Source organism: Bradyrhizobium sp. UFLA05-112 (genome assembly GCF_053572325.1).
Genome location: NZ_JBANBK010000017.1, coordinates 95,190 through 116,466 on the forward strand (window position 1 = coordinate 95,190; position 21,277 = coordinate 116,466).

The window sequence follows — 21,277 nt, forward strand, 5'->3', positions numbered from 1 at the left end:
AAGCCATGCTGCGGGAGGGGACGAAGCGGCAAGGAGGCAATGGCATGGCCCGACCGGCGGTGCTGACAGTCGCAGACACGATCGCAAAGAGCTTTTTGCGTGCGGTGGAGACGCGCGGCGACAGGCCGGCGATCCGCGAGAAGCAGTTCGGCATCTGGCAGCCGACGAGCTGGCGCGAATGGCTGGAGCTCTCCAGGGAGATCGCCTACGCACTGCATGCTTCGGGCTTCAAGCCTGGCGACGTCGCCTCCATCATCGCCAATGCCGTGCCGGAATGGATCCATGCCGACATGGGCATCCTGTGCGCGGGCGGCGTCTCGTCCGGCATCTATCCAACCGATTCCTCGGCGCAGGTCGAATATCTCGTCAACGACTCCGCTACTCGCGTGATCTTTGCCGAGGACGAAGAACAACTCGACAAGGTCCTCGCCTGCCGCGCGCGATGCCCGACGCTCGAGAGGATCATCGTGTTCGACATGGAGGGCCTGAGCGGATTTTCAGACGACATGGTGATGTCGCTCGACGAGTTTCGCGCGCTCGGGCGCAATCACATGGTCGGCCGCGAGCAGCTCTGGCAGGAGATGATCGACAGCCGCGGCCCAGGCGATCTCGCGATCCTCGTCTACACTTCCGGCACCACGGGCCCGCCCAAGGGCGCGATGCACGCCAACCGCAGCGTGACCCATCAGATGCGCCACGCCAACGATTTCATCCCGGCGAGGGAAGACGAGGACCGGCTGATCTTCCTGCCGCTCTGTCACGTCGCCGAGCGGGTCGCTGGCTACTACATCTCCGTCGCGCTCGGCTCGGTGATGAATTTCGCCGAAAGCCCGGAAACCGTGCCGGACAATCTGCGCGAGGTGCAGCCGACCGTCTTCTTCGCGGTGCCGCGGATCTGGGAAAAATTCTATTCCGCAATCACCATCGCACTCAAGGATGCGACGCCGGTCCAGCAATGGGTCTATCGCCGCGCTATCGACATTGGCCTGCGCATCGCGGATTGCCGGCTCGAGGCACGCGCGCCGTCCTTGTCGCTTGGGATCGCGAACCGCCTCGCCTACAGGCTGGTGTTCCGCAACATCCGCCGCATGATTGGCCTCGATCGCTGCCGCATCGCCTTCACTGGCGCAGCGCCTATCTCGCCAGACCTGATCCGCTGGTATCTCGCGCTCGGCATCAACATGCACGAGGTCTATGGCCAGACTGAAAATTGCGGCGTTGCCACCATGATGCCGTCCGAGCGCATCAAGCTCGGCTCAGTCGGCAAGGCCGTGCCCTGGGGTGAGGTCAGCCTCTCGCCGGACGGCGAGATCCTGATCAAGGGCGACTTCCTGTTCATGGGCTATTTGAATCAGCCGCAGAAGACCGCCGAGACCATCGATGCGCGCGGCTGGCTGCACACCGGCGACGTCGGCACCATGGACGACGACGGCTTCGTCAAGATCACCGACCGGATGAAGGACATCATCATCACCTCAGGCGGCAAGAACGTGACGCCCTCGGAAATCGAGAACCAGCTCAAATTCTCGCCCTATATCTCCGACGCCGTCGTGATCGGAGACAAGCGGCCATATCTCACCTGCCTCGTCATGATCGACCAGGAGAACGTCGAGAAATTCGCGCAGGATCACGACATCCCCTTCACCAACTACGCGAGCCTGTGCCGGGCGATCGAGATTCAGGACCTGATCTGGCGAGAGATCGAACAGGTCAACGGCAACTTTGCGCGCGTCGAGACCATCAAGAAATTCTATCTGATCGAGCGCCAGCTCACGCCGGAGGACGAGGAGCTGACGCCGACCATGAAGCTGAAGCGCAGCTTCGTGAACAGGCGCTACGCCGCCGAGATCGACGCGATGTATCGCGAGCGCGCGGTGGCGTGAACCATTCCAAGGGAAGCGAGGGAGCGATGGCCACGCCCTTTGCGCAACACGGGCCTTAAGGAGAGAGGAGACGTCGATGTCGAAATCGTTCTGGGCGTTCGGCCTTGCGGCATGCGCGGTGGTGCTCACCTGTCTGCCGGCTGCCGCGCAAACCAAGGTCACCAATGAAGGCATCTCGGCCAGCGAGATCGTCATCGGCACGCATCAGGATCTGTCGGGTCCGATCAAGGTGTGGGGCGTACCGGTCTCCAACGGCATGAAGATGGCGGTTGAGGAGATCAACGCGGCCGGCGGCATCAACGGCCGCAAGATCAAGATGATTTTGGAGGACAACGGCTACGACCCCAAGAAGGCCGTGCTGGCCACGCAGAAGATGATCGAGCGCGACAAGGTCTTCGCGATGATCGGCCCGATGGGCTCGCCGACGGTGCTGGCGGCGCAGGACACGCTGTTCGATGCCGGCGTGCTGCAGCTCTTCCCGCTGACTGCGGCCGAATTCACCTTCAAGTTCGATCCGAGCAAGCCGCAGGAGCGATTGAAGTTCAACAACCTCTTGCCCTACGTCGAGAGCACGCGCGCCGCGCTGAAATACATGATTGAGTGGAAGAACTTCCAGAAGCCCTGCATCATGCACCAGGACGACGAGTACGGCAAAAACGTGCTCGACGGCTTCAATCAGCAGCTCACCGTGATGAAGGTGCAGCCGGCCTCGATCACCAGCTACAAGCGTGGCGCCTCCGATTTCAGCGCGCAGGTTGCCAAGATGAAGTCGGACGGCTGCGATCTCGTGGTGCTCGGCACAGTGATCCGCGAGACCATTGGCGCGATGACGGAGGCGAAGAAGCTCGGCTGGGACGTCACCTTCCTGGGGGCAACGCCGACCAACGTGCTGGAAGTGCCGACGCTGGGCAAGGACGCCGTGGAAGGGCTTTATGCCGCGTCCCAATTCGAGATTCCCTACGAGGACAGCGCTAAAGGCCCGGTGAAGGACTGGCTCGCCAACTATAAGAAGATGTTCAACTCGGACGCCAATACGCAGGCGATTATCGGCTACAACACGGTGATGACCTTTGCCTTCTACGCCCAGAAGGCGGGCAAGGATCTCACGGGGCAGAAGATGCTTGACTCGCTCGAGTCAGGCGAAAAATTCCTCGACATCTTCAACTCGCCGCCGACGAAGTTCTCCAAGACCGACCACCTCGCCAACACCATCACCCAGGTGCAGCAGGTCAAGGGCGGCCGCTGGGTCCTGGTGAAGGACAATCTGATGTTCTGATCTTCGCCTCTCCCCGCAGGTGCGCCCTCTTCCCTTGTGGGAGAGGGTGGCTCGCCGCGTAGCGGCGAGGTGGGGGAGGGGGGTCTCTGCGCGAATGAGCCTCTCGCTTTCGGACTCGGTGAGGCAGACCCCTCATCGGGCGCTTCGCGCCACCTTCTGCAAGGGGAGAAGGGAGAGGCGCTGCACCTACGATCCCCCACCCGCGACGCCTGACTCCACCGGTGCCAGCTCGTCTTCCCTGCAGCGCCACCCATCGGCGGCTTTCTGGAATGCGAAGGTGCGCTGGATTCTGAGCCGGCTCGTCACATTGAAGCTTTCCTTGAAGCCTTGCTTGGACGCTGCGGCCGGCTGCGCCTTGCCGGATCTTGGGTCCCAGCAGGTGCCGGTGCAGGTCGATGCGACCGCGCTGCAGGCGGTGAAGGGCGACAGCACGACCATGTCGATATCGGCGGTGACCTTCGCCTCCTGCTCTCCGACGTTGCTGCCGGAAGCGGACACGCGACTGATGCGGACGAAGTCGCCGCAGGAATTGGCGGCATGAATCTTGGCGACGCAGAAGTCGGCGGCGTCGGTATCAGGCAGCCGTGCAGCGATCTGGCGGCCGAACACCCGCTTCGGATCGCCCTTGGCACCAAGGATATCGGCGGTCTTCCGGCTAAAATATTCGGCGAGACAGCCTTGCGCAGATGACAGCTCGGACAGCGGCACGTTCTCCTTGCCGACGAGGTCGCATTTGCGATCGCGCTCCCTTGTCCAGCGGCCGTATTCGGCGAAGGCAAAGCGGGCTTCGGTCGGGCTCAGCTTGCCGATCAAGCCGAGGACCTGGCCGTTGAGCTCCTCCTCCGCCAGCGCCAACTCCGGATCGCTACAGATCAGCGCGCCGGCCGTCGTGTTGGCCGCGAGGCAATCGAAATCGGGGTCGCGCAGGATCGCGGCGCGCTCCTCGGTCTCCCTGAGCAGGCAGGTCTTGACGCGATCGATGTCATCGGTGCGGACCGCGGTCCGACCAAAGATGCCGCAGCTCAGATTGCGCTGTCGGATCCACAGCGCGTTCTCCTCGATGGCCGGCAGACGATCCGGCAGGCGGGAGAGCCGCGCCTCGATGGCCGCACCGAGTTTCTCGGCCGCTGCGGCAAGCTCGCCATTGCCGCAAAACAACTGACCCGCGGGATCGCGCTGCTGCTCACAACGGTTCTTGACGAACAGCGGCAGCTTGTCGGCGATCGCTGGGTCTGAATTGACCGCCTGCGCGTGCGCAGGTGACATCAGCGGCACCATCGCCGCAACCATCGCCAGCACCAACGTTCGCATTCCGCTTGTCCCCGAAGCCCGCATGATACGCATGCTAGCTTCCCGGGCGGCGCGGCGAAACCGTGAATGTCCAGCCGCGCATCGGAATTGTAGTCCGGATGGAGCGCAGCGAAATCCGGGATTTCAAACGGAGATGCGGTCCCGGATTGCGCTGCGCTCCATCCGGGCTACGCAGCTCAGTTCGGGCAATCAGCGCGACGCGATCAGCGCCGAGCGGTTGTTGTCCGGCACAGCCGCAAACGCGGGCTCGTCGACGTATTTCAGCACCGCAGACTGATAGAGCACGAAGAGCGGCTGATAGGTCCGCGCCGCCTCATCCTCGACCATGGCCATGCGACGGTTGTCGAGCATCAGCCAGTGGCTGTCGAGCCTGGCGGCCGCGACCGCATGTTCCTCGCCGACTTGCGTGTCGCGCACGAAAACGATTCGCAGATCCTCGGGCGAAATGCCCGCGAGGCGCAGCGCGGCGAGCTTTGCGATCGCATAGTCCTCGCAATCGCCGGCGCCGCGCTGGAAGGTGGCGAGTGGCGAACTCCAGACGTCATCAGAGCCGTCATTGGCCGCCTTGATCGCGAGATTGATGGCGCGGTTGGCTTCACCGAGGCGGGCGCGGCCTTCGCGGCTGCGGGCCTGGTCGACGATGGCGAGCAGCTTCAATGCCGCGGGCGAGACGCAGTTGTCGCGGTCGCCGTCGCACAGCGCGAGCTGCACCATCTCGTCGTCGAGCTTGTCCTTCAGGTGAAACCACTTGTCGCGGACGCGACCGGCGGAGATCGCGAAGGCGAATAGGCCGAACGGTTCTGCGGATTTTCGCACGAGGACGGCGGACCCCGGCGACAGCAGCGTGCCTGCGCGAAGGTCGGCGGCCGATCCGAACAGGATCAATCCGCAAAAGAGCAGGACTGCGCGCCAGGCGCGCGAGTGAGCAACGGTCTCCATCTGACTTCCCCTGTCCAGCATCGGCAGGACACCCCTGACCCGCACGTGCCGGCTTTGTTTCTGGTGCGGTGATAGTGAGGGGCGGGCCGTTTTGTTCTGCTTAATGAGCCCGGCCGGGAGCCCAAAACCGAGCAACAGGCTGAAGCCGGTCTCGCCGGCTTGGGTAAAATTTTACGGGCTCAGCCCCCGGGAAGGCCCGATCTGTTGTGGAATGGAACCAATTCTCGTCGCGGGTTGAGTCGGCTGCCGAATCTGGTTCATATGGCTAATGGCGGGCTTATCTCGCCACTTCTGCTAGCCGGGTCGCAGTAAAAAGTCCGCATTTGCCGCAGTATGTCGCAGGGCGTTGCAACGGAAAGATGACACGAGTATTCGTAGGAAATTTCTTCTATTTGAATACTTTGGAATGCTTCAAGTTGTAGTACGCGCCGTCAATATGCAGAGGCTATATTCGAAATATACTATCATTATTCTTGGCAAACCCTGCCTCGCACCGGCCATGGCGATGCTGCCGCGTCGATTCCCACGAGAAATAGATGGTTTCGCTAAGGACTCGGTAATGATATGCAAGCTTAGGCAGTCGATACTTCTATAAATATTAACCCTTTCTGCGGTGTTTCCCCGTTGAATTACGCTGGCAAATTTGACGCCGCGCTTTCCATGGACGGCAAGGGTTTTCATGCGCCCGCCAATGGCCATGTCGATTCCTTTTCCGTCTCGGGTCATGGGCAGGTCCCGCACGGCGCGTTCTTTGTTCCCAATCCCAATCTCCTGTTCCATGGCGAGTTCAAGCGCGCGGGCGTCGATCTCGTCCTGTCCAATGACGGACACGAGTTCGTCATTCACGACTACTTCAAGGGCGAGAAGCGCGCGGCGATCGCCTCGCCCGATGGCGCCCATCTCACCGGCGACATCGTCAACGCGCTCGCCGGCAACGTTCAGTATGCGCAGGCGGCGCCCGGCGCCAGCGCCGCGCAGGTCATCGGCCATATCACCAAGCTGACCGGCAGCGCGACCGCCGTCCGCAACGGCGTCTCGATCATCCTGAACAACGGCGACAACGTCGAGAAGGGCGACGTGCTCTCGACCGGGTCGGACTCGACCCTCGGCGTCACCTTCATCGACGGCACCGTCTTCGGCCTCTCCTCCAACGCGCGCATGGTGCTGAATGAGATGGTCTACGACCCCAACGGGTCGAGCAACTCCTCGCTGCTGAGCCTGGTCGCGGGCACCATCACCTTCGTTGCCGGCGAGACTGCCAAGCACGGCGACATGAAGATCGACACGCCGGTCGCCACCATGGGCATCCGCGGCACAGCCGTGCTGACGGAAATCAGCTTCTCGGTTCCGTCGGGCGGCGGCGATCCGCAGCCGCAGGCGAATTTCCAGGTGCTGGTCGAGCCGGACGGCACCACCGGCTCCTACATCCTGTTCGACAAGGTCACACTACTGCCGATCGCCACCGTCAACCAGGCGGGGCAGATGATCCAGATCAGCGGCGGCAACGTCTCGGTCACCAACGCGCTGCTGTCGCCGGACGTGCAGAAGCTGATCACTGACGTGTTCTCGCTGAAGTTCACGGACAACAGCACCAACACGAAGCTGACCAACAACTCGACCGATTCGATCACGCAGGACGCCAACCTGATGCTGATCAAGACGGCGAGCGGCGCGACGGCGCAGGCGACTTTCGTCACGGTCAATCCCGGCAGCAACGGGTCGTCGACGAATACCCCCGACAAGCCGACGAGCCTCAGCCGTGTTCCTGGCGCCCCGCTTGCGAGCAGCCTCGACTCGAGCGGCAACGTGAAGACGGCGTTCACACTGAACGAGCTCGACGGCAAGACCGGCACGACGACGCTCGATGCTGTCGGCGGAAAGATCACCTTCTTCGATTTCAATCTCGGTGACCGGCCGACCGTGAAGGTGAATTTCGACTCCTTCACCTACCACAACGCCAATCACGACGACGTCACCGCCGGATTGTCGGACCTGCAAAAGGCCGACATTGCCGCAACCGAAGCCAAGATCAGCGTCGTTGCCGCCCCCGACAACAGCAACACGGGCTCGGCGACCTGGACCTACAGCGTCCCGGACGACGCCTTCGACTTCCTTGCCGCCGGCGAAACGCTGACGCTGACCTACCGGGCCCGCGTCGACAATAATTTCGCCGCCAACAACGAAACCGCCTTCATCGACATCACCGTCACGGTCACCGGCACCAACGACACACCGGTGATCACCTCGAGCGTTCCGGTCATCACCTTCGAGGGCGGCACCAGCGTCCCCGGCGGTCCGCTCACCTCAGAGGTGCCGACCTCGGGAACGCTGACTTTCACCGATGTCGATCTCACCGACACCCACAAAGTGTCGGTGAAACTGACCGGCGCGACCCTGCCGGACGGCAGCACCGTGCCGCCGGGACCGCTGGCGATCTTCGAAAAAGCGATGTCGGTTGCGATCGATACCGACAGCACCGGAACGGGCGACGGCGTCATCGACTGGTCGCTCGCCGATCTTCCCGTCTACCTCGCGGACTTCATTCCGAAGGGCGAGGTCCTGACGCTGACCTACACCGTGACGGTCACGGATTCGCAGGGCGCGACCGCGACGCGGACCATCACCGTCACCATCAAGGGGACCGACAGCCCCGCGGTGGTGTGGGTCGCGACGTCCGAGGCCGGGTCTCCGCCCGGCGGCTTCTGGAAGGACGCCGCGAACTGGGAAACCGGTACCGTGCCGACGATTAATGACGACGTCATCGTCATCACCGATCAGCTGCACGGGCTGACGCCGTCCTATCCGGTCACGATCGACGAGGCGGCGTTCGCCAAATCGCTGACCATGAACGATTTCGACACGACCAAAGGGCATAAGGCGCCGGAGGTCATCAACCAGAGCACGCTGACGATTGCGCACACGCTCGACCTCAGCGCCGATTCGATCCTGACCAATTCCGTGGGGGCCACGATTTCCGTCGGCGGCAAGGCGGAAATCCTGGGCACCAGCGTGCTGACCAATTCAGGCACCGTGACGCTCGCGGGCGGCGGCGACTTCGCCGTCGGCGCTTTGATCACCAATGCCGGCACGATCGAGCTCGCCGGTGGTACGCTCAAGACGTTGGCCGAGATCAACAATGCCGGCGGCACACTCAAGGTCGATGCCGGGACAACGCTGGATGTCGACGGCGCGACCATCGACGGCGGCAAGCTGATCATCGGCGGCGCATTAGTACTGGACGGGACGAGCGTGCTGACCAACGGCAAGCTGGACAATTCCGGTGCCGTCACCATCAAAGGGGCCGTCGCGTTCGACAACGAAACCGTCGACAACGATTCGACCATCGAAATCCAGGCCGGTGCGGCGCTGACGCTAGGCCAGGGCACCACGGTCGCTAATTCGGGTGGGACCCTCACCGTCGACGACCATGGCGTGCTGGTCCTCGATCAGGGCGAGATCACCGGCGGCACCATCAACAATTTCAGCAGCACGCTCGGTGGCACCATCGACGTCATCGGCGACAGCAGCATCAACGGCGGCGCCAAGCTCAACAAGGGCGCCGTGACGGTCGAAAGCGATGTCACGCTGACGCTCGACGACGTGACCGTGTCCGGAACCTCCATCACCGACAAGGGAATCATCAAGGTCGATGCCAGCGAGACGCTGACGCTGAAGGGTGCGAGCATTGCCGGTGGCGCGCTCAATGTTTCCGGCACGCTCTCGTCCAGCGGCGCCAGCACGATCACTGACACCTTCATCATCAACGGCAACGTGATCGAGGCGATTGGTGGCGTGCTTGCTCTCGTCGCGACGACTTCCGCCACGATTGCCAATGCCGGGACGCTGCAGGCCAATGGTGGCGAGCTCGACATCAACGGCGAACCGGTCACGAACACCGGAACGCTGGCGACGATCAATGACGGCACGCTGAAGCTGATCTCGACGACGGTCACCAACACCGGTGCCACGGTGTCGGTGGACGCGGGCTCGACGCTCGATCTCGTCGGCGCGACCATCGATGGCGGCACGCTGACGCTGTCCGGCACGCTGGTCTCGACCGGCATCAGCGCCATCAACAACGCAGATATCACCAACACCGGTACCATCGACGTCGCCGGAGGAACGCTGACGATCGACCCTGCGGTGCAGCACACTATCACCAATCAAAACCTCATCGAGGCGAATGGTGGCGAGCTCGACATCACCGGCGATCTGATCATCAACACCGGCACGCTCGAGGCGATCAAGGGCGGCGTGCTCAAGCTCGACAAGGTCACGGTCACCAACACGAAGGGGACGGTGACGATCGACGGTGCATCGAAGCTGGATCTGTCCGACGTCACGATCAACGGCGGAAGCCTCGGCAATGCCGGCAAGATCGATCTGCACGACGGCGCGTCGCTCTCCGGCGCGGACGGTTCGGCCTTCGCCATCACCAACTCCGGCGAGATCGAGAGCTGGGGCTCGACCTCCATCAGCGGCGCCATCACCAACACGGGCAGCATCGAGATCGACAGCGGCACCATGACGCTGTTCGGTTCGCTGTCGGGCTCCGGCTCCGTGACCATCGATGCCAATGCGACGCTCGAGGTCAACGCCACGGTCTCGCAGACCGTCACCTTCTCGGGCGGCGCTGCCGAGCTCAAGATCGACACCGCGTCATTCGGTGGATCGATCACGGGGCTGACTGCGACCGACAAGCTTGATCTGTCGAGCATCGAATATGGGCTTGGCACCTACGCGACCTTTGCCAGCAACGCCGACCATACGGGCGGCGTGCTGACCGTGACCGACGCCGACGGCCACAGCATCAGCCTCAACCTCGTTGGCGACTACAGCAACGCGAATTTCGCGGGCAGCGGTGATGGCACCGGCCACACGCTGATCACGCTCAAGGCCGCCGACGACGGGCCGAAATTCAGCGCTGCAGAGACCTCCCAGAGCGCGAGCTTCAGCGAACTCGCCGATACGACCGGCGCGCCGAGCATGACCACCGACCCGACTCCGGCGGCAACTGGTACGATCCACTTCACCGACGTCGACCTGACCGACCGTCCGCAAGCCACGATCACGGATCAGACCGTGACGTTGCTCGACACCGATCAAACCACGCACCTGACGCTGACCGCGGACGAGGTGACGGCGCTCGAACAGGCGCTGACGCTGCAGCAGGAGGGCAACCACAACAACGGCGCAATCGGCTGGACCTATTCCATCCCCGACAGCGCACTGGATTTCCTCGGGCAGGGTCAGACCGCGACCGTGGTGTCGACCATCACGCTGGACGACCAGCATGGTGGAACCGATACCGCCGAGGTGACCGTCACGATATCAGGCACGAACGACGCGCCGACGCTGGATGCGGCGACGCTGGCCTCGGTCGGCGGCGGCAACACGGATCCGGGCGGGGCGGCCGTCAGCGATCTCTTCGCCGGCAAATTCCACGACGTCGACCATGGTGCGAGCCTCAAGGCGATCGCGATCACCGCCGACAACGCCACGGAAAGCCAGGGGACCTGGCAGTACGAGGTTGCAGGCACCGACCAGTGGGTGGACATCGCCGGCGTGAGCGATACCAACGCGCTGGTGCTGAGCCCGGACACGCTGATCCGCTTCGTGCCGGCCCACGGCTATAGCGGCACCCCGGGCACGCTCGACGTTCACGCCCTCGACGACACCTATGCCGGCGACATCACAGGCGCGGCGCCGGTCTCGATCGACATCACCGCTACAGGCATCGGCCACGGCGGCTCCTCGCCCGCGTCGGATCTCGCCGCCTCCATCAGCACGGAGGTGACGGCACCGTCGAACGTCGACGTGTGGACGGGCAGCGTCGACCAGGACTGGAACAATGACGGCAACTGGTCGCTCGGGCACGTGCCTACCGTGACCGAGACCGCATGGGTCGATACCGACGAAAAGGTCTATCTGGACCTCGGCGACAACGGCGCCACGATCGGCGGGCTGACACTCGGCAGCGCGACCAAGCTCGACATCACCGGCACCGACAACAACTCCGAGTCCGGGAGCATCGACAGCTATCTGGTGGTGAACGGCACCCTCGCCAATCACGGCCATATCGACGTCGCCGATGCCTATCTCGGCGCCCCACAGCACGTCATCAACACCGGCACCATCGACGCCGACGGACGATATGGGATCGTGAGCTTCGCCAACCTGCCCGGCAGCGTCGTCGACAACGCCGGCGGCACGCTGGAGGCCGACGACGGCGGGCATATCTACTTCTTCTACAACACCATCAACGGCGGAACGATCGACCTCGTCGGAGAGGACTCGGTCGCGCTGCTGGCCGCGTCGATCGTCAACGGCACGACGCTGACCGCCGACGAAGACTCCTATTTCGAGGTTCTGGGCAACACGACCTTCAATGGCTCCACGAGCGCCATATCGGTCGGCGGCGACCTCCATATCGACGTCAACGGCAAGCTCGTCCTCGAGGGCACTGTCAATGACACCGGCTCCGTTGCCAACCATGGCGTTCTCGTTGCAGACACTGGCGCGACGACGATCCTCGGCGATCTCACCGGCTCCGGCACTGTTCAGATCCTGAGCGCGAGCCTCGAGCTCGGCGGTACCTCCGATTCCGCGGTCCAGTTCGTCGGCTCCGGCGTCGGCACGCTGCATCTGGATGCTGCGTCGCACTTCACGGGCACGGTGACCGGGTTCAGCTACGGCGACAACATCGATCTCGCCGGCATCGACCCCAAGAACGTTTCGCTGGTCTCGACCGAAGGCGGGCTCGAGGTCCATTACGGCTCGGGCGATGGCGACTACTTCACCATCGCCGGGCATTACGACGAAACCGGCTTCAGCAAGAGCAGCGACGGCAGCGGCGGCACGGAGCTCGTCTGGAGCCACCAGTCGCCGGTGATCGACACCACGCATTTCACCCACGCCCACGACGAGGCGACGAATACCGACACGGTCACGGGTCTGTCGGTCTCGGGATCCTCGACCGAAACCTACACGGTGACCGCACAGACCGAGGGCGCGAAGGAAGGCAGTAACGTGACGCCGTCCTTCATCGATGGTGCGTCGCTCGACCAGGTCAACACGGCTCTCCACAGCGTGACCTACGATCCGGGCGTCACGCCGCCCAATACCGACATGATCACGTTCAAGGTGACCGACAGCCTTGGCGCCAGCGACACCGTCAACTTCATCTTCGACGAAGGCGGCTCGGGTCCGGTCACGCTGACCGGCACCAGCGGCAAGGACGTCATCTTCGCCACCGAGTCCAGCGACACGCTGATCAGCGGCGGCGGGCAGGACCAGTTCGTGTTCGCCCCGGCGTCAACGACGGACGCCGTCCAGCACACGGTCTATGGCTTCGATACGATCCAGGACAAGATCGACCTGCGGCAGTTCGATACCATCAATTCGGTCGCCGATCTCACCATCTCGCAGCAAAACACCGATACGCTGATCACGCTGGACGATCACGAGACGATCCTGCTCAAGAACGTGGCCGCCGGCAACCTGCATGCCAGCGACTTCATCGTCACGAGCCACGGCACGACGTAGCGCGGGCCTCGCTCTCCTGCGACGGGGTAGCAAAAAATCCCCGGATCGTCCCTTGCGGCCATGGCCATTTGCGTCCTGACGATCCAAGATCGAACCTGATCGGGTTACGGGAAGTCCAACGGGCATGAAGCGGCTCAGGATATGGCGGCGGTGGTTCGCGCGCAGGTTCGGCTACGCGCGGCTGGTCTGCCTTGCGCTGCTCGTCGGCTTCGCCGCTCTGCGTTTCGCCGATCCGGGACCGGTCGAGGAGCTTCGTGTCCGCACCTTCGACTACTTCCAGAAGTTCGATGCCCGCAAGAAGACGATGAGGCCCGTCGTCATCGTCGATATCGACGATCGGACCCTAAAGGCGGTCGGCCAGTGGCCATGGCCGCGCACCAAGCTCGCCGACCTCGTCACCAACCTGACGCGGCTTGGTGCGGCCGCGATCGCCTTCGACGTGATGTTCCCCGAGCCCGATCGGCTCAATCCCGATATCGCGGCCGAGACCTTTCGTAACCTCGACGAGGCGACGCGCGAGAAGCTGAGGGCGCTGCCGAGCAACGACCAGATGTTTGCCGAGGCGATGAAGCGTTCCCGCGTCGTGCTGGGCGAGACCGGCCTACCGGTCAGCAACTCGGAGCTCGACAAGAAGCTTCCGCAGACCGGCCTTGCGACCCTGGGTGAGGAGCCGCATCGTTTCCTGTACGAATTTCCAGGCTTGCTGCGAAATACGGCCGTGCTCGAGGCCGCCTCCGCCGGCCGCGGATTGCTGACCATCAAACCCGAGCGCGACGGCATCGTCCGGCGGGCGCCGATGATCACGCAGGCCCAGGGCGTGATACTGCCGTCGCTGACCTTCGAGATGCTGCGCGTGGTGTCCGGCTCTGACACCATGCTGGTCAAGACCGATCGCGAAGGTATCCGCAGCGTCGGCGTGAAGGGCTTCTCGATCCCGACCGACAAGAACGGCCTGCTCTGGGTGCATTTCGCGCCGCAGGATCCTTCGATCTATGTGCCGGCGGTTGACCTGCTGGAGGGACGCGTTGCACCGGACAGGATCGCGCAGCGGCTGGTGCTGATTGGCACCTCGGCAGCGGGACTCAACGATATCAAGACGACGCCGGTTGATCCCGCCATGCCCGGCGTCGAGATCCATGCCCAGGTGCTGGAAAGCGCGATCACCGGCTCGATCATCTCGCAGCCGAACTACGGCATCGCGATCGAGTTCTTCGCCGCCATCATCATGGGCCTCCTTGTGATCACCTTCGCGCCGAAGTTCGGGCCCGTGACACTGGTCGGCGTCGGCGCGCTGTTTGCTTCGGTGTTGGGCGGCTTCTCCTGGTACTGGTATGTGCACTATCGCCTCTTGATCGATCCCACCTATCCACTGCTATCGACCACCGCGATCTATCTGACGCTGATCTTCGCAAGCTTCGTGCGCGAGCAGCAGCAGCGCAAGCAGATCCGCGGCCAGTTCGCGCAATACATGTCGCCCGTGCTGGTCGAGCAGCTCGCGCAGTCGCCGGAAAAGCTCGTGCTCGGCGGCGAGGAGCGCGAGATGACGATCATGTTCTCCGACGTGCGCGGCTTCACCACGATCTCGGAAAGCTACAAGCACGATCCGCAGGGCTTGATCGCGCTGATGAACCGCTTCCTGACGCCGTTGACCGACGTGATCATCGAGCGAAAGGGCTATATCGACAAATACATGGGCGACGCCATCATGGCGTTCTGGAACGCGCCGCTCGACGATGCGCAGCATCAAATCAACGCCTGCGAGGCCGCGATCCAGATGCTCGAGCAGATCGACGCGGTCAACAAGGAGCGCAAGCAGGAAGCCGCTGACGGCGGCCACGTCTACATCCCGCTCAACGTCGGCATCGGCCTCAACACCGGTATCGGCGTGGTCGGCAACATGGGCTCCGATCTGAAGAAGAACTATTCCGTGCTGGGCGACAGCGTCAACCTGGCCTCGCGGCTGGAAGGGCAGACCAAGGACTACGGCTTCCCCATCATCGTCGGCTCCAAGACCGCGCTCGCCGCCAAGGACAAGTTCGCGATCCTCGAGCTCGACTTCATCATGGTGAAGGGCAAGACCGAGCCGGAGGTGATCTATGCCATCGCCGGCCGCGAGGACGTGATGCATTCGGCAGCCTTCCAGCGCCTGCGCAACACGACCATCGAGATGCTCGCCTGCTACCGCAGCCGCGACTGGCAGGGCGCGCTGGACGCGATCGAGCGCGGCCGCAGAAGCGAGGACGCCGACACGCTGGAAAAGCTGTTCGGCCTCTACGAGGCGCGCATCAGGAACTATCAGGCGAGCCCGCCACCAGACGACTGGAACGGCGCGTTCGCACTGCTGACGAAGTAGCGGGGCTGCGGCAGCATGTTCAGATTTCGTAGGGTGGGCAAAGGCGCGCTGCGCCGTGCCCACCATCGTTCAGCATCGTTGACACAAGACGTGGGCACGCGTCGCTTTGCCCACCCTACAATGCTGCCGATGAAGTAGCGGGGTGCGGCAGCATATTCAATGTCGTCCTGGCTTTCGCCAGGACGACGGCGGGTTCTGACGCGCCGAAGTGCCGCCCCTCACTCCACCCCGATCGTCGTCAGGTCCTGGAACCAGTGCTGCGCCTGCACGAACTGCTTGATCTTGGGCGATAGCGCATGCGGGTTGGTGTCGTGGACGACCCAGACCAGCACGGCGTCGTCGACGATCGCTGCATGGGCCTGCGCCAGCAGCTCGTCCTGCTTCGCAGTGTCGAACGTCTGCTTGGCTTCGTCGATCAACGCGTCGACCTTCGCACTTCTGTAGCCGCCCCAGTTGACGCCGACCGGCGCGATCTGGCCCGAGTGGAAGAAGCGCACGATGGCGTAGAGCGGGTCGGAGGTGACGTAGGCGATGTTGTTGGCGGTGATGCCGGCATTCATCTCGTCAGCCGCGCCCTTGCGCCAGTGGGTATAGAGCGTCTCGAGCTCGACGACCTTGAAATCGACATCGATGCCGATCTCCTTGAAGCTCTGCTGCAGGAATTCGTTCATCGGCAGCGACAACATCTGGCCGGTACCGCCCTGCGCGATGATGAAGGTGGTCTTGAGCGGCTTGTCCCTGGAGTAGCCGGCTTCCTCGACCAGCTTCTTCGCGGCAGCGAGGTCGTACTTCAATTCAAACGTCGGCTTGCCGAACCACGGGCTCGACGGGTCGACCTGACCCTTCGCGGGCTTCGCAAGCCCGTTCATCAGCCCGACCACCGCATCGCGGTCGATCGCGAGATTGAGCGCCTTGCGCAGGCGAATGTCGGTCCAGGGCGAGCCCGGCAGCACGCTCAAATGATAATTCCAGACATGCGGCGTGACGTTGTCGACGATCTTCATGCCGGCGGCCTTGAGCTGTGGCACGGCGTCGGGGGCGGGCGTCTCGATCAAGTCCACTTGTCCGGCCAGCAGCGCGTTGGTGCGCGTCAGCGCTTCCGGCATCGGCACCAGCACGAGCTTGTCGACCTTCGGAGTCCGCTTCTTGTTCCAGTAGTCCGGATTCTTGCTGAGCTCGGCGAGCTCCCGCGGCACGAGCTTCGTCAGCTTGAACGGGCCGGTGCCGGAGGGTTGGCTTGCGAACTTGTCCCAGTCCTTGCCGAGCTTCTCGTATTGCGCCGGGCTCGACACCAGGAACCAGAGCATCTGGTAGGGGAAGAACGAATCGACCGTCTTGGTGGTGATCTCGACCGTATCGTCGTCGATCTTGGCGTAGCTCGCGACGGAAGGCAGCCGCGTCTTCACCTGCGCGCTCTGCCGCTTGTCGAATTGCGGCGCCTTGTCGTTGAGCACCTTGTCGAGATTCCAGATCACCGCGTCGGCGTTGAAGTCGCTGCCGTCGTGAAACTTCACGCCCTTGCGCAGGGTGAAGCGCCATTTGGTCTTGTCGGTGTCGTCGACCTTCCATTCGGTGGCGAGCCCCGGCACCAGCTTGCCCGGCCGATCGGCGACGTCCATCTCCCATGCGACGAGCGGATCGTAGATCGTGTAGGCCGTGAACTGATAGGCGCCGGCGCCACGATCGGGCTGGCCCGTGGTCAGCGGAATGTCCGCCATCGAGATACCGTAACGCACCACGGTTTCGGCGCGTGCCGAGATTGCGGAGAACGCCAGCGCAAGCACGGCAAGAGCGGTCGAGATTCGATTGCGCATGACCAAAGCTCCCAACGAAAAATCTGGAGCCGAACTTGCAATCTTGATGCCAGAATAGGCAGCGCAGTGCCTTCACCAGCGTAGCATCACAAGGACTTGTCGTCGCAGGGGCAATTTGCAGAATAAGTTCCCCCATTTGGCATAACCATTGCATGCGCCTGCATCAAAAATAGTCATCGATATCGGGAAAAGGATTGAGGCGATGCTTATCGAAAAAACCACCCGCGCGGCATTGATTGCGGCGCTGGCGCTTACGACCGCAGCGGCCTGCCCGCGTGCGGCCAGTGCCGAAACCGTGCTGCGCATCGGCATGACCGCTGCCGATATTCCACGCACGCTCGGTCAGCCCGACCAGGGGTTCGAAGGCAACCGCTTCACCGGTCTTACCATGTACGACGCACTGACCATGTGGGACCTCTCCTCGGCCGACAAGCCGAGCGTGCTGATCCCGGGGCTTGCGACCGAGTGGAAGGTCGACGAGACCGATCACAAGAAGTGGACTTTCAAGCTGCGCCCTGGCGTGAAATTCCATGACGGCAGCGACTTCAACGCCGATGCTGTGGTGTGGAACGTTGACAAGGTGCTGAACAAGGATGCCCCGCAATACGACCCGAGCCAGGTCGGCCTCACCGCCTCGCGCATGCCGACGCTGCTGTCCGCTCGCAAGATCGACGACCTCGCGGTGGAACTGACCGCCAAGGAGCCGGACAGCTTCCTGCCGATCAATCTCTCCAATCTGTTCATGGCGAGCCCTGCGAAATGGCAGAAGTTTTATGACGCCGCCAGCGGCGCCGATGCGAAGGCGAAATCGGCCGCCGCATGGGAAGCATTTGCACGCGATGCCTCCGGCACCGGTCCGTGGAAGATGACGAGCTTTACGCCGCGCGAGCGGCTGGAGCTCGCCAGGAATGAATACTACTGGGACAAGGCACGCGTTCCGCATGTCGACCGCATGGTGCTGTTGCCAATGCCGGAGGCGAATGCGCGCACCGCGGCGCTACTGTCGGGGCAGGTCGACTGGGTCGAGGCGCCCGCGCCCGACGCGATTGCCCAGATCAAGCAGCGCGGTTTCGTCATCTACTCCAACGAAGAGCCTCATGTCTGGCCGTGGCAGTTCTCGCGGGTCGAAGGCTCGCCCTGGAACGACATCCGCGTCCGCAAAGCGGCCAACCTCTGTATCGACCGGGAGGGCCTGCGAGACGGCCTGCTCGGCGGATACATGGTGCCGGCGACCGGGACCTTCGAGCCCGGCCATCCCTGGCGCGGCAATCCGACCTTCCTGATCAAGTATGACAAGCCAGCCGCGCTGAAATTGATGGCAGAGGCGGGCTATGGTCCGAGCAAGCACCTGGCGGTCAAGATCCAGACCTCGGCCTCGGGTTCGGGCCAGATGATGCCGCTGCCGATGAACGAATATCTCCAACAGGCACTGGCCGAATGCTACTTCGACGTGCAATTCGACGTCATCGAGTGGAATACGCTGGTCAACAACTGGCGGCGCGGCGCCAAGGATGCTTCCGCCAACGGCTCCAACGCGGTCAATGTGACCTATGCTGCGATGGATCCGTTCTTCGCCCTGGTGCGCTTCCTGCAGTCGTCAATGGCGCCGCCCCTCTCGAACAATTGGGGCTACATCAACAACCCCAAATTCGACGAGCTGGTCACCAAGGCGCGGCAGACGTTCGATCCCGCCGCGCGCGATGCGGCGCTCGCCGAGCTGCACGCCGCGTCCGTCGACGACGCCGCCTTCCTCTACGTCGCCCATGACGTCGCTCCACGCGCCATGAGCCCGAAGGTGAAAGGCTTCGTGCAGCCCAAGAGCTGGTTCGTCGACTTCTCGCCGGTGTCGATGGTGCCGTGAGGTCGACTTCACTCTATCCATTCGTCATGCCCGGGCTTGACCCGGGCATCCACGTCTATCCACTCGCCCCGTCATTCCGGGGCGCCCGCAGGGCGAGCCCGGAATCTCGAGATTCAGGGTTCGACTCTTCGAGCCGCCCCCAGAATGACGGAGCAAGAACTTGGATGGCCGGGTCAAGCCCGGCCATGACGACTGAGAGATCAACGCTCCATTTCGAGTGAACAACGTGCTCGCCTATATCGCCAGACGCATCGTCTACGTCATCCCGATCGTCATCAGCGTGGCGCTGGTGTGTTTTCTGCTGGTGCATATAACGCCGGGCGATCCGCTCGTCGCCGTGCTGCCGGCCGATGCGTCGCAGGAGCTCGCGGCGCAGCTTCGTGCGGCCTACGGCTTTGACCGGCCGCTGCCGGTGCAGTTCGGCCTCTGGCTCTTGCGCGCGCTGCACGGCGATCTCGGTAATTCCATCGCGACGGGACGCCCCGTGCTTGCCGAAGTCATGCGCGCGGTGGGCAACACCGTCACGCTGGCGATCGCGGCCGCCATCATCGGCTTCACGATGGGGATCCTACTTGGCCTCATCGCCGGCTATTTCCGCGAGACCTGGATCGACAAGCTCGCGACGTCCTTTGCCATCGCCGGCGTCTCGGTGCCGCATTACTGGCTCGGCATGCTGCTCGTCATCATCTTCTCGGTCGAGCTGAACTGGCTGCCCGCGGTCGGTGCGGGTCCCGGCGGCTCCGGCGCCTGGGCCTGGGATTGGGCGCATCTGCAATATCTCGTGCTGCCGGCGATCACGACATCGGTGATTCCCATGGGCATCGTCACCCGCACCGTGCGCGCGCTCACCGGCGACATTCTCAGCCAGGATTTCGTCGAGGCCTTGCGCGCAAAGGGCCTGCGCGAAACCGGCGTGTTCCGCCACGTCATCAAGAACGCTGCGCCCACCGCGCTGGCGGTGATGGGCCTCCAGCTCGGCTACATGCTCGGCGGCTCGATCCTCATCGAAACCGTGTTCTCCTGGCCGGGCTCGGGCTTCCTGCTGAACTCCGCGATCTTCCAGCGCGACCTGCCGCTGTTGCAGGGCACGATTCTGGTGCTGGCGCTGTTCTTCGTCTTCCTCAACCTGCTGGTCGACATCGCGCAAGCCGCGATCGATCCGCGCATCAAGCGAGGCTAGCGGGATGAGCCTGGCTGTTGCCACGCAACCGGTGCGCTCCCTCCCCCGCCTGCGGGGGAAGGTTGGGGAGAGGGTGTCTCCGCAGTCGAGAATCCCCAAGAGGAGAGAACCCTCACCCCCGCCTTCGGCGCGAGCTCTCCCGCAAGCGGGAGAGGTGCACCGCGCCCTGGGCCTGCACCGATTGAATCAATGCGAACCGGGAGCCGGCCAATGAGCGAGCTTCCGCTGTCTGCGACCAATGATGCCGCGCTGCAGGCTGCGCCCGCCACAAAGGCGCGCGGCTACTGGGCGACCGTCGGCCGCCGCATCCTGCGCGACAAGGTCAGCATGACCTGCGCGCTGGTGCTGCTGTTGATCTTCCTCTCCGCGCTGCTCGCACCCTGGCTGGGCCTCGAGGACCCCTATAAGGGCTCGATGATCCGCCGCCTGCGCCACATCGGCACGACAGGCTATCCGCTCGGCACCGACGAGCTCGGCCGCGACATGCTGGCGCGGCTGATCTATGGCGGACGTCTCTCCCTCGTCGTCGGCATCTTGCCGGTCATCCTCGCCTTCGGCATCGGCACTTCGCTCGGCATCATTGCCGGTTACGTCGGCGGCAAGCTCAACACCGCGATCATGCGCACGGTCGACGTGTTCTACGCCTTCCCCTCCGTGCTGCTCGCGATCGCGATCTCCGGCGCGCTCGGTGCCGGCATCCTCAATTCCATCGTGGCGCTCACCATCGTGTTCGTGCCGCAGATCACCCGCGTCGCCGAAAGCGTCACCACCGGCGTGCGCAACATGGACTTTGTGGAGGCCGCGCGGGCGTCCGGTGCAGGGCCCGTCACCATCATGCGCGTGCACATCCTCGGCAACGTGCTGGGCGCGATCTTCGTCTATGCGACCAGCCTGATCTCGGTCTCGATGATCCTGGCCGCCGGTCTCTCGTTCCTCGGGCTCGGCACGAAACCGCCGGAGCCGGAGTGGGGGCTGATGCTGAACACGCTGCGCACCGCGATCTACGTCAATCCCTGGGTCGCCGCGCTTCCGGGCGCGATGATCTTCGCGGTCTCGATCTGCTTCAATCTGCTCTCGGACGGCCTGCGCAGCGCCATGGACATCAGGAACTGAGA

General features: G+C 63.4%; 10 protein-coding genes. 7 read left to right on the forward strand and 3 right to left on the reverse strand.

Going from position 1 to position 21,277, the window contains the following annotated elements; genetic code table 11:
* Positions 1-44 precede the first annotated feature (44 nt).
* Together SO180_RS12930 and SO180_RS12935 are read left to right on the forward strand one after the other, a co-directional pair.
* Complete coding sequence (locus SO180_RS12930) at positions 45-1,883, forward strand: AMP-dependent synthetase/ligase (RefSeq protein WP_449379202.1); 1,839 nt, start codon at positions 45-47, stop codon at positions 1,881-1,883.
* 76 nt (positions 1,884-1,959) lie between these two features.
* Positions 1,960-3,159, forward strand: coding sequence for an ABC transporter substrate-binding protein (locus SO180_RS12935; protein ID WP_449379203.1), 1,200 nt, complete (start codon positions 1,960-1,962; stop codon positions 3,157-3,159).
* A 186-nt stretch (positions 3,160-3,345) separates the two neighbouring features.
* On the opposite strand, the gene SO180_RS12940 is transcribed toward SO180_RS12935, so the two are convergent.
* Together SO180_RS12940 and SO180_RS12945 are read right to left on the reverse strand one after the other, a co-directional pair.
* Positions 3,346-4,470, reverse strand: a complete 1,125-nt coding sequence (locus SO180_RS12940) for a lysozyme inhibitor LprI family protein (RefSeq protein ID WP_449379204.1) — start codon at positions 4,468-4,470, stop codon at positions 3,346-3,348.
* 189 nt (positions 4,471-4,659) lie between these two features.
* A complete protein-coding gene (locus SO180_RS12945) occupies positions 4,660-5,409 on the reverse strand; it encodes a transglutaminase-like cysteine peptidase (RefSeq protein WP_449379205.1) in 750 nt (249 codons plus the stop codon).
* Positions 5,410-6,033: 624 nt separating this feature from the next.
* On the opposite strand from SO180_RS12945, the gene SO180_RS12950 reads away from it, so the two are divergent.
* Positions 6,034-12,954, forward strand: a complete 6,921-nt coding sequence (locus SO180_RS12950; RefSeq protein WP_449379206.1) for a FecR domain-containing protein — start codon at positions 6,034-6,036, stop codon at positions 12,952-12,954.
* 124 nt (positions 12,955-13,078) lie between these two features.
* Positions 13,079-15,307 carry a CHASE2 domain-containing protein gene (locus SO180_RS12955; RefSeq protein ID WP_449379207.1) on the forward strand — a complete coding sequence of 743 codons (2,229 nt, stop codon included), beginning with the start codon at positions 13,079-13,081 and terminating at the stop codon, positions 15,305-15,307.
* A 218-nt stretch (positions 15,308-15,525) separates the two neighbouring features.
* Here the strand turns inward: SO180_RS12955 and SO180_RS12960 are convergent, their stop codons facing one another.
* Positions 15,526-17,121, reverse strand: coding sequence for an ABC transporter substrate-binding protein (locus tag SO180_RS12960; RefSeq protein WP_449379208.1), 1,596 nt, complete (start codon positions 17,119-17,121; stop codon positions 15,526-15,528).
* 202 nt (positions 17,122-17,323) lie between these two features.
* On the opposite strand from SO180_RS12960, the gene SO180_RS12965 reads away from it, so the two are divergent.
* From SO180_RS12965 to SO180_RS12975, 3 genes are all read left to right on the forward strand, one after another.
* Entirely contained in the window at positions 17,324-18,982 is a 1,659-nt protein-coding gene (locus tag SO180_RS12965; RefSeq protein ID WP_449379209.1) for an ABC transporter substrate-binding protein, read from the forward strand.
* A 226-nt stretch (positions 18,983-19,208) separates the two neighbouring features.
* Positions 19,209-20,162: an ABC transporter permease gene (locus SO180_RS12970; RefSeq protein ID WP_027521379.1), complete on the forward strand. Its 954-nt coding sequence runs from the start codon at positions 19,209-19,211 to the stop codon at positions 20,160-20,162.
* 210 nt (positions 20,163-20,372) lie between these two features.
* Positions 20,373-21,275 carry an ABC transporter permease gene (locus SO180_RS12975; RefSeq protein ID WP_449379210.1) on the forward strand — a complete coding sequence of 301 codons (903 nt, stop codon included), beginning with the start codon at positions 20,373-20,375 and terminating at the stop codon, positions 21,273-21,275.
* Positions 21,276-21,277: the final 2 nt, after the last annotated feature.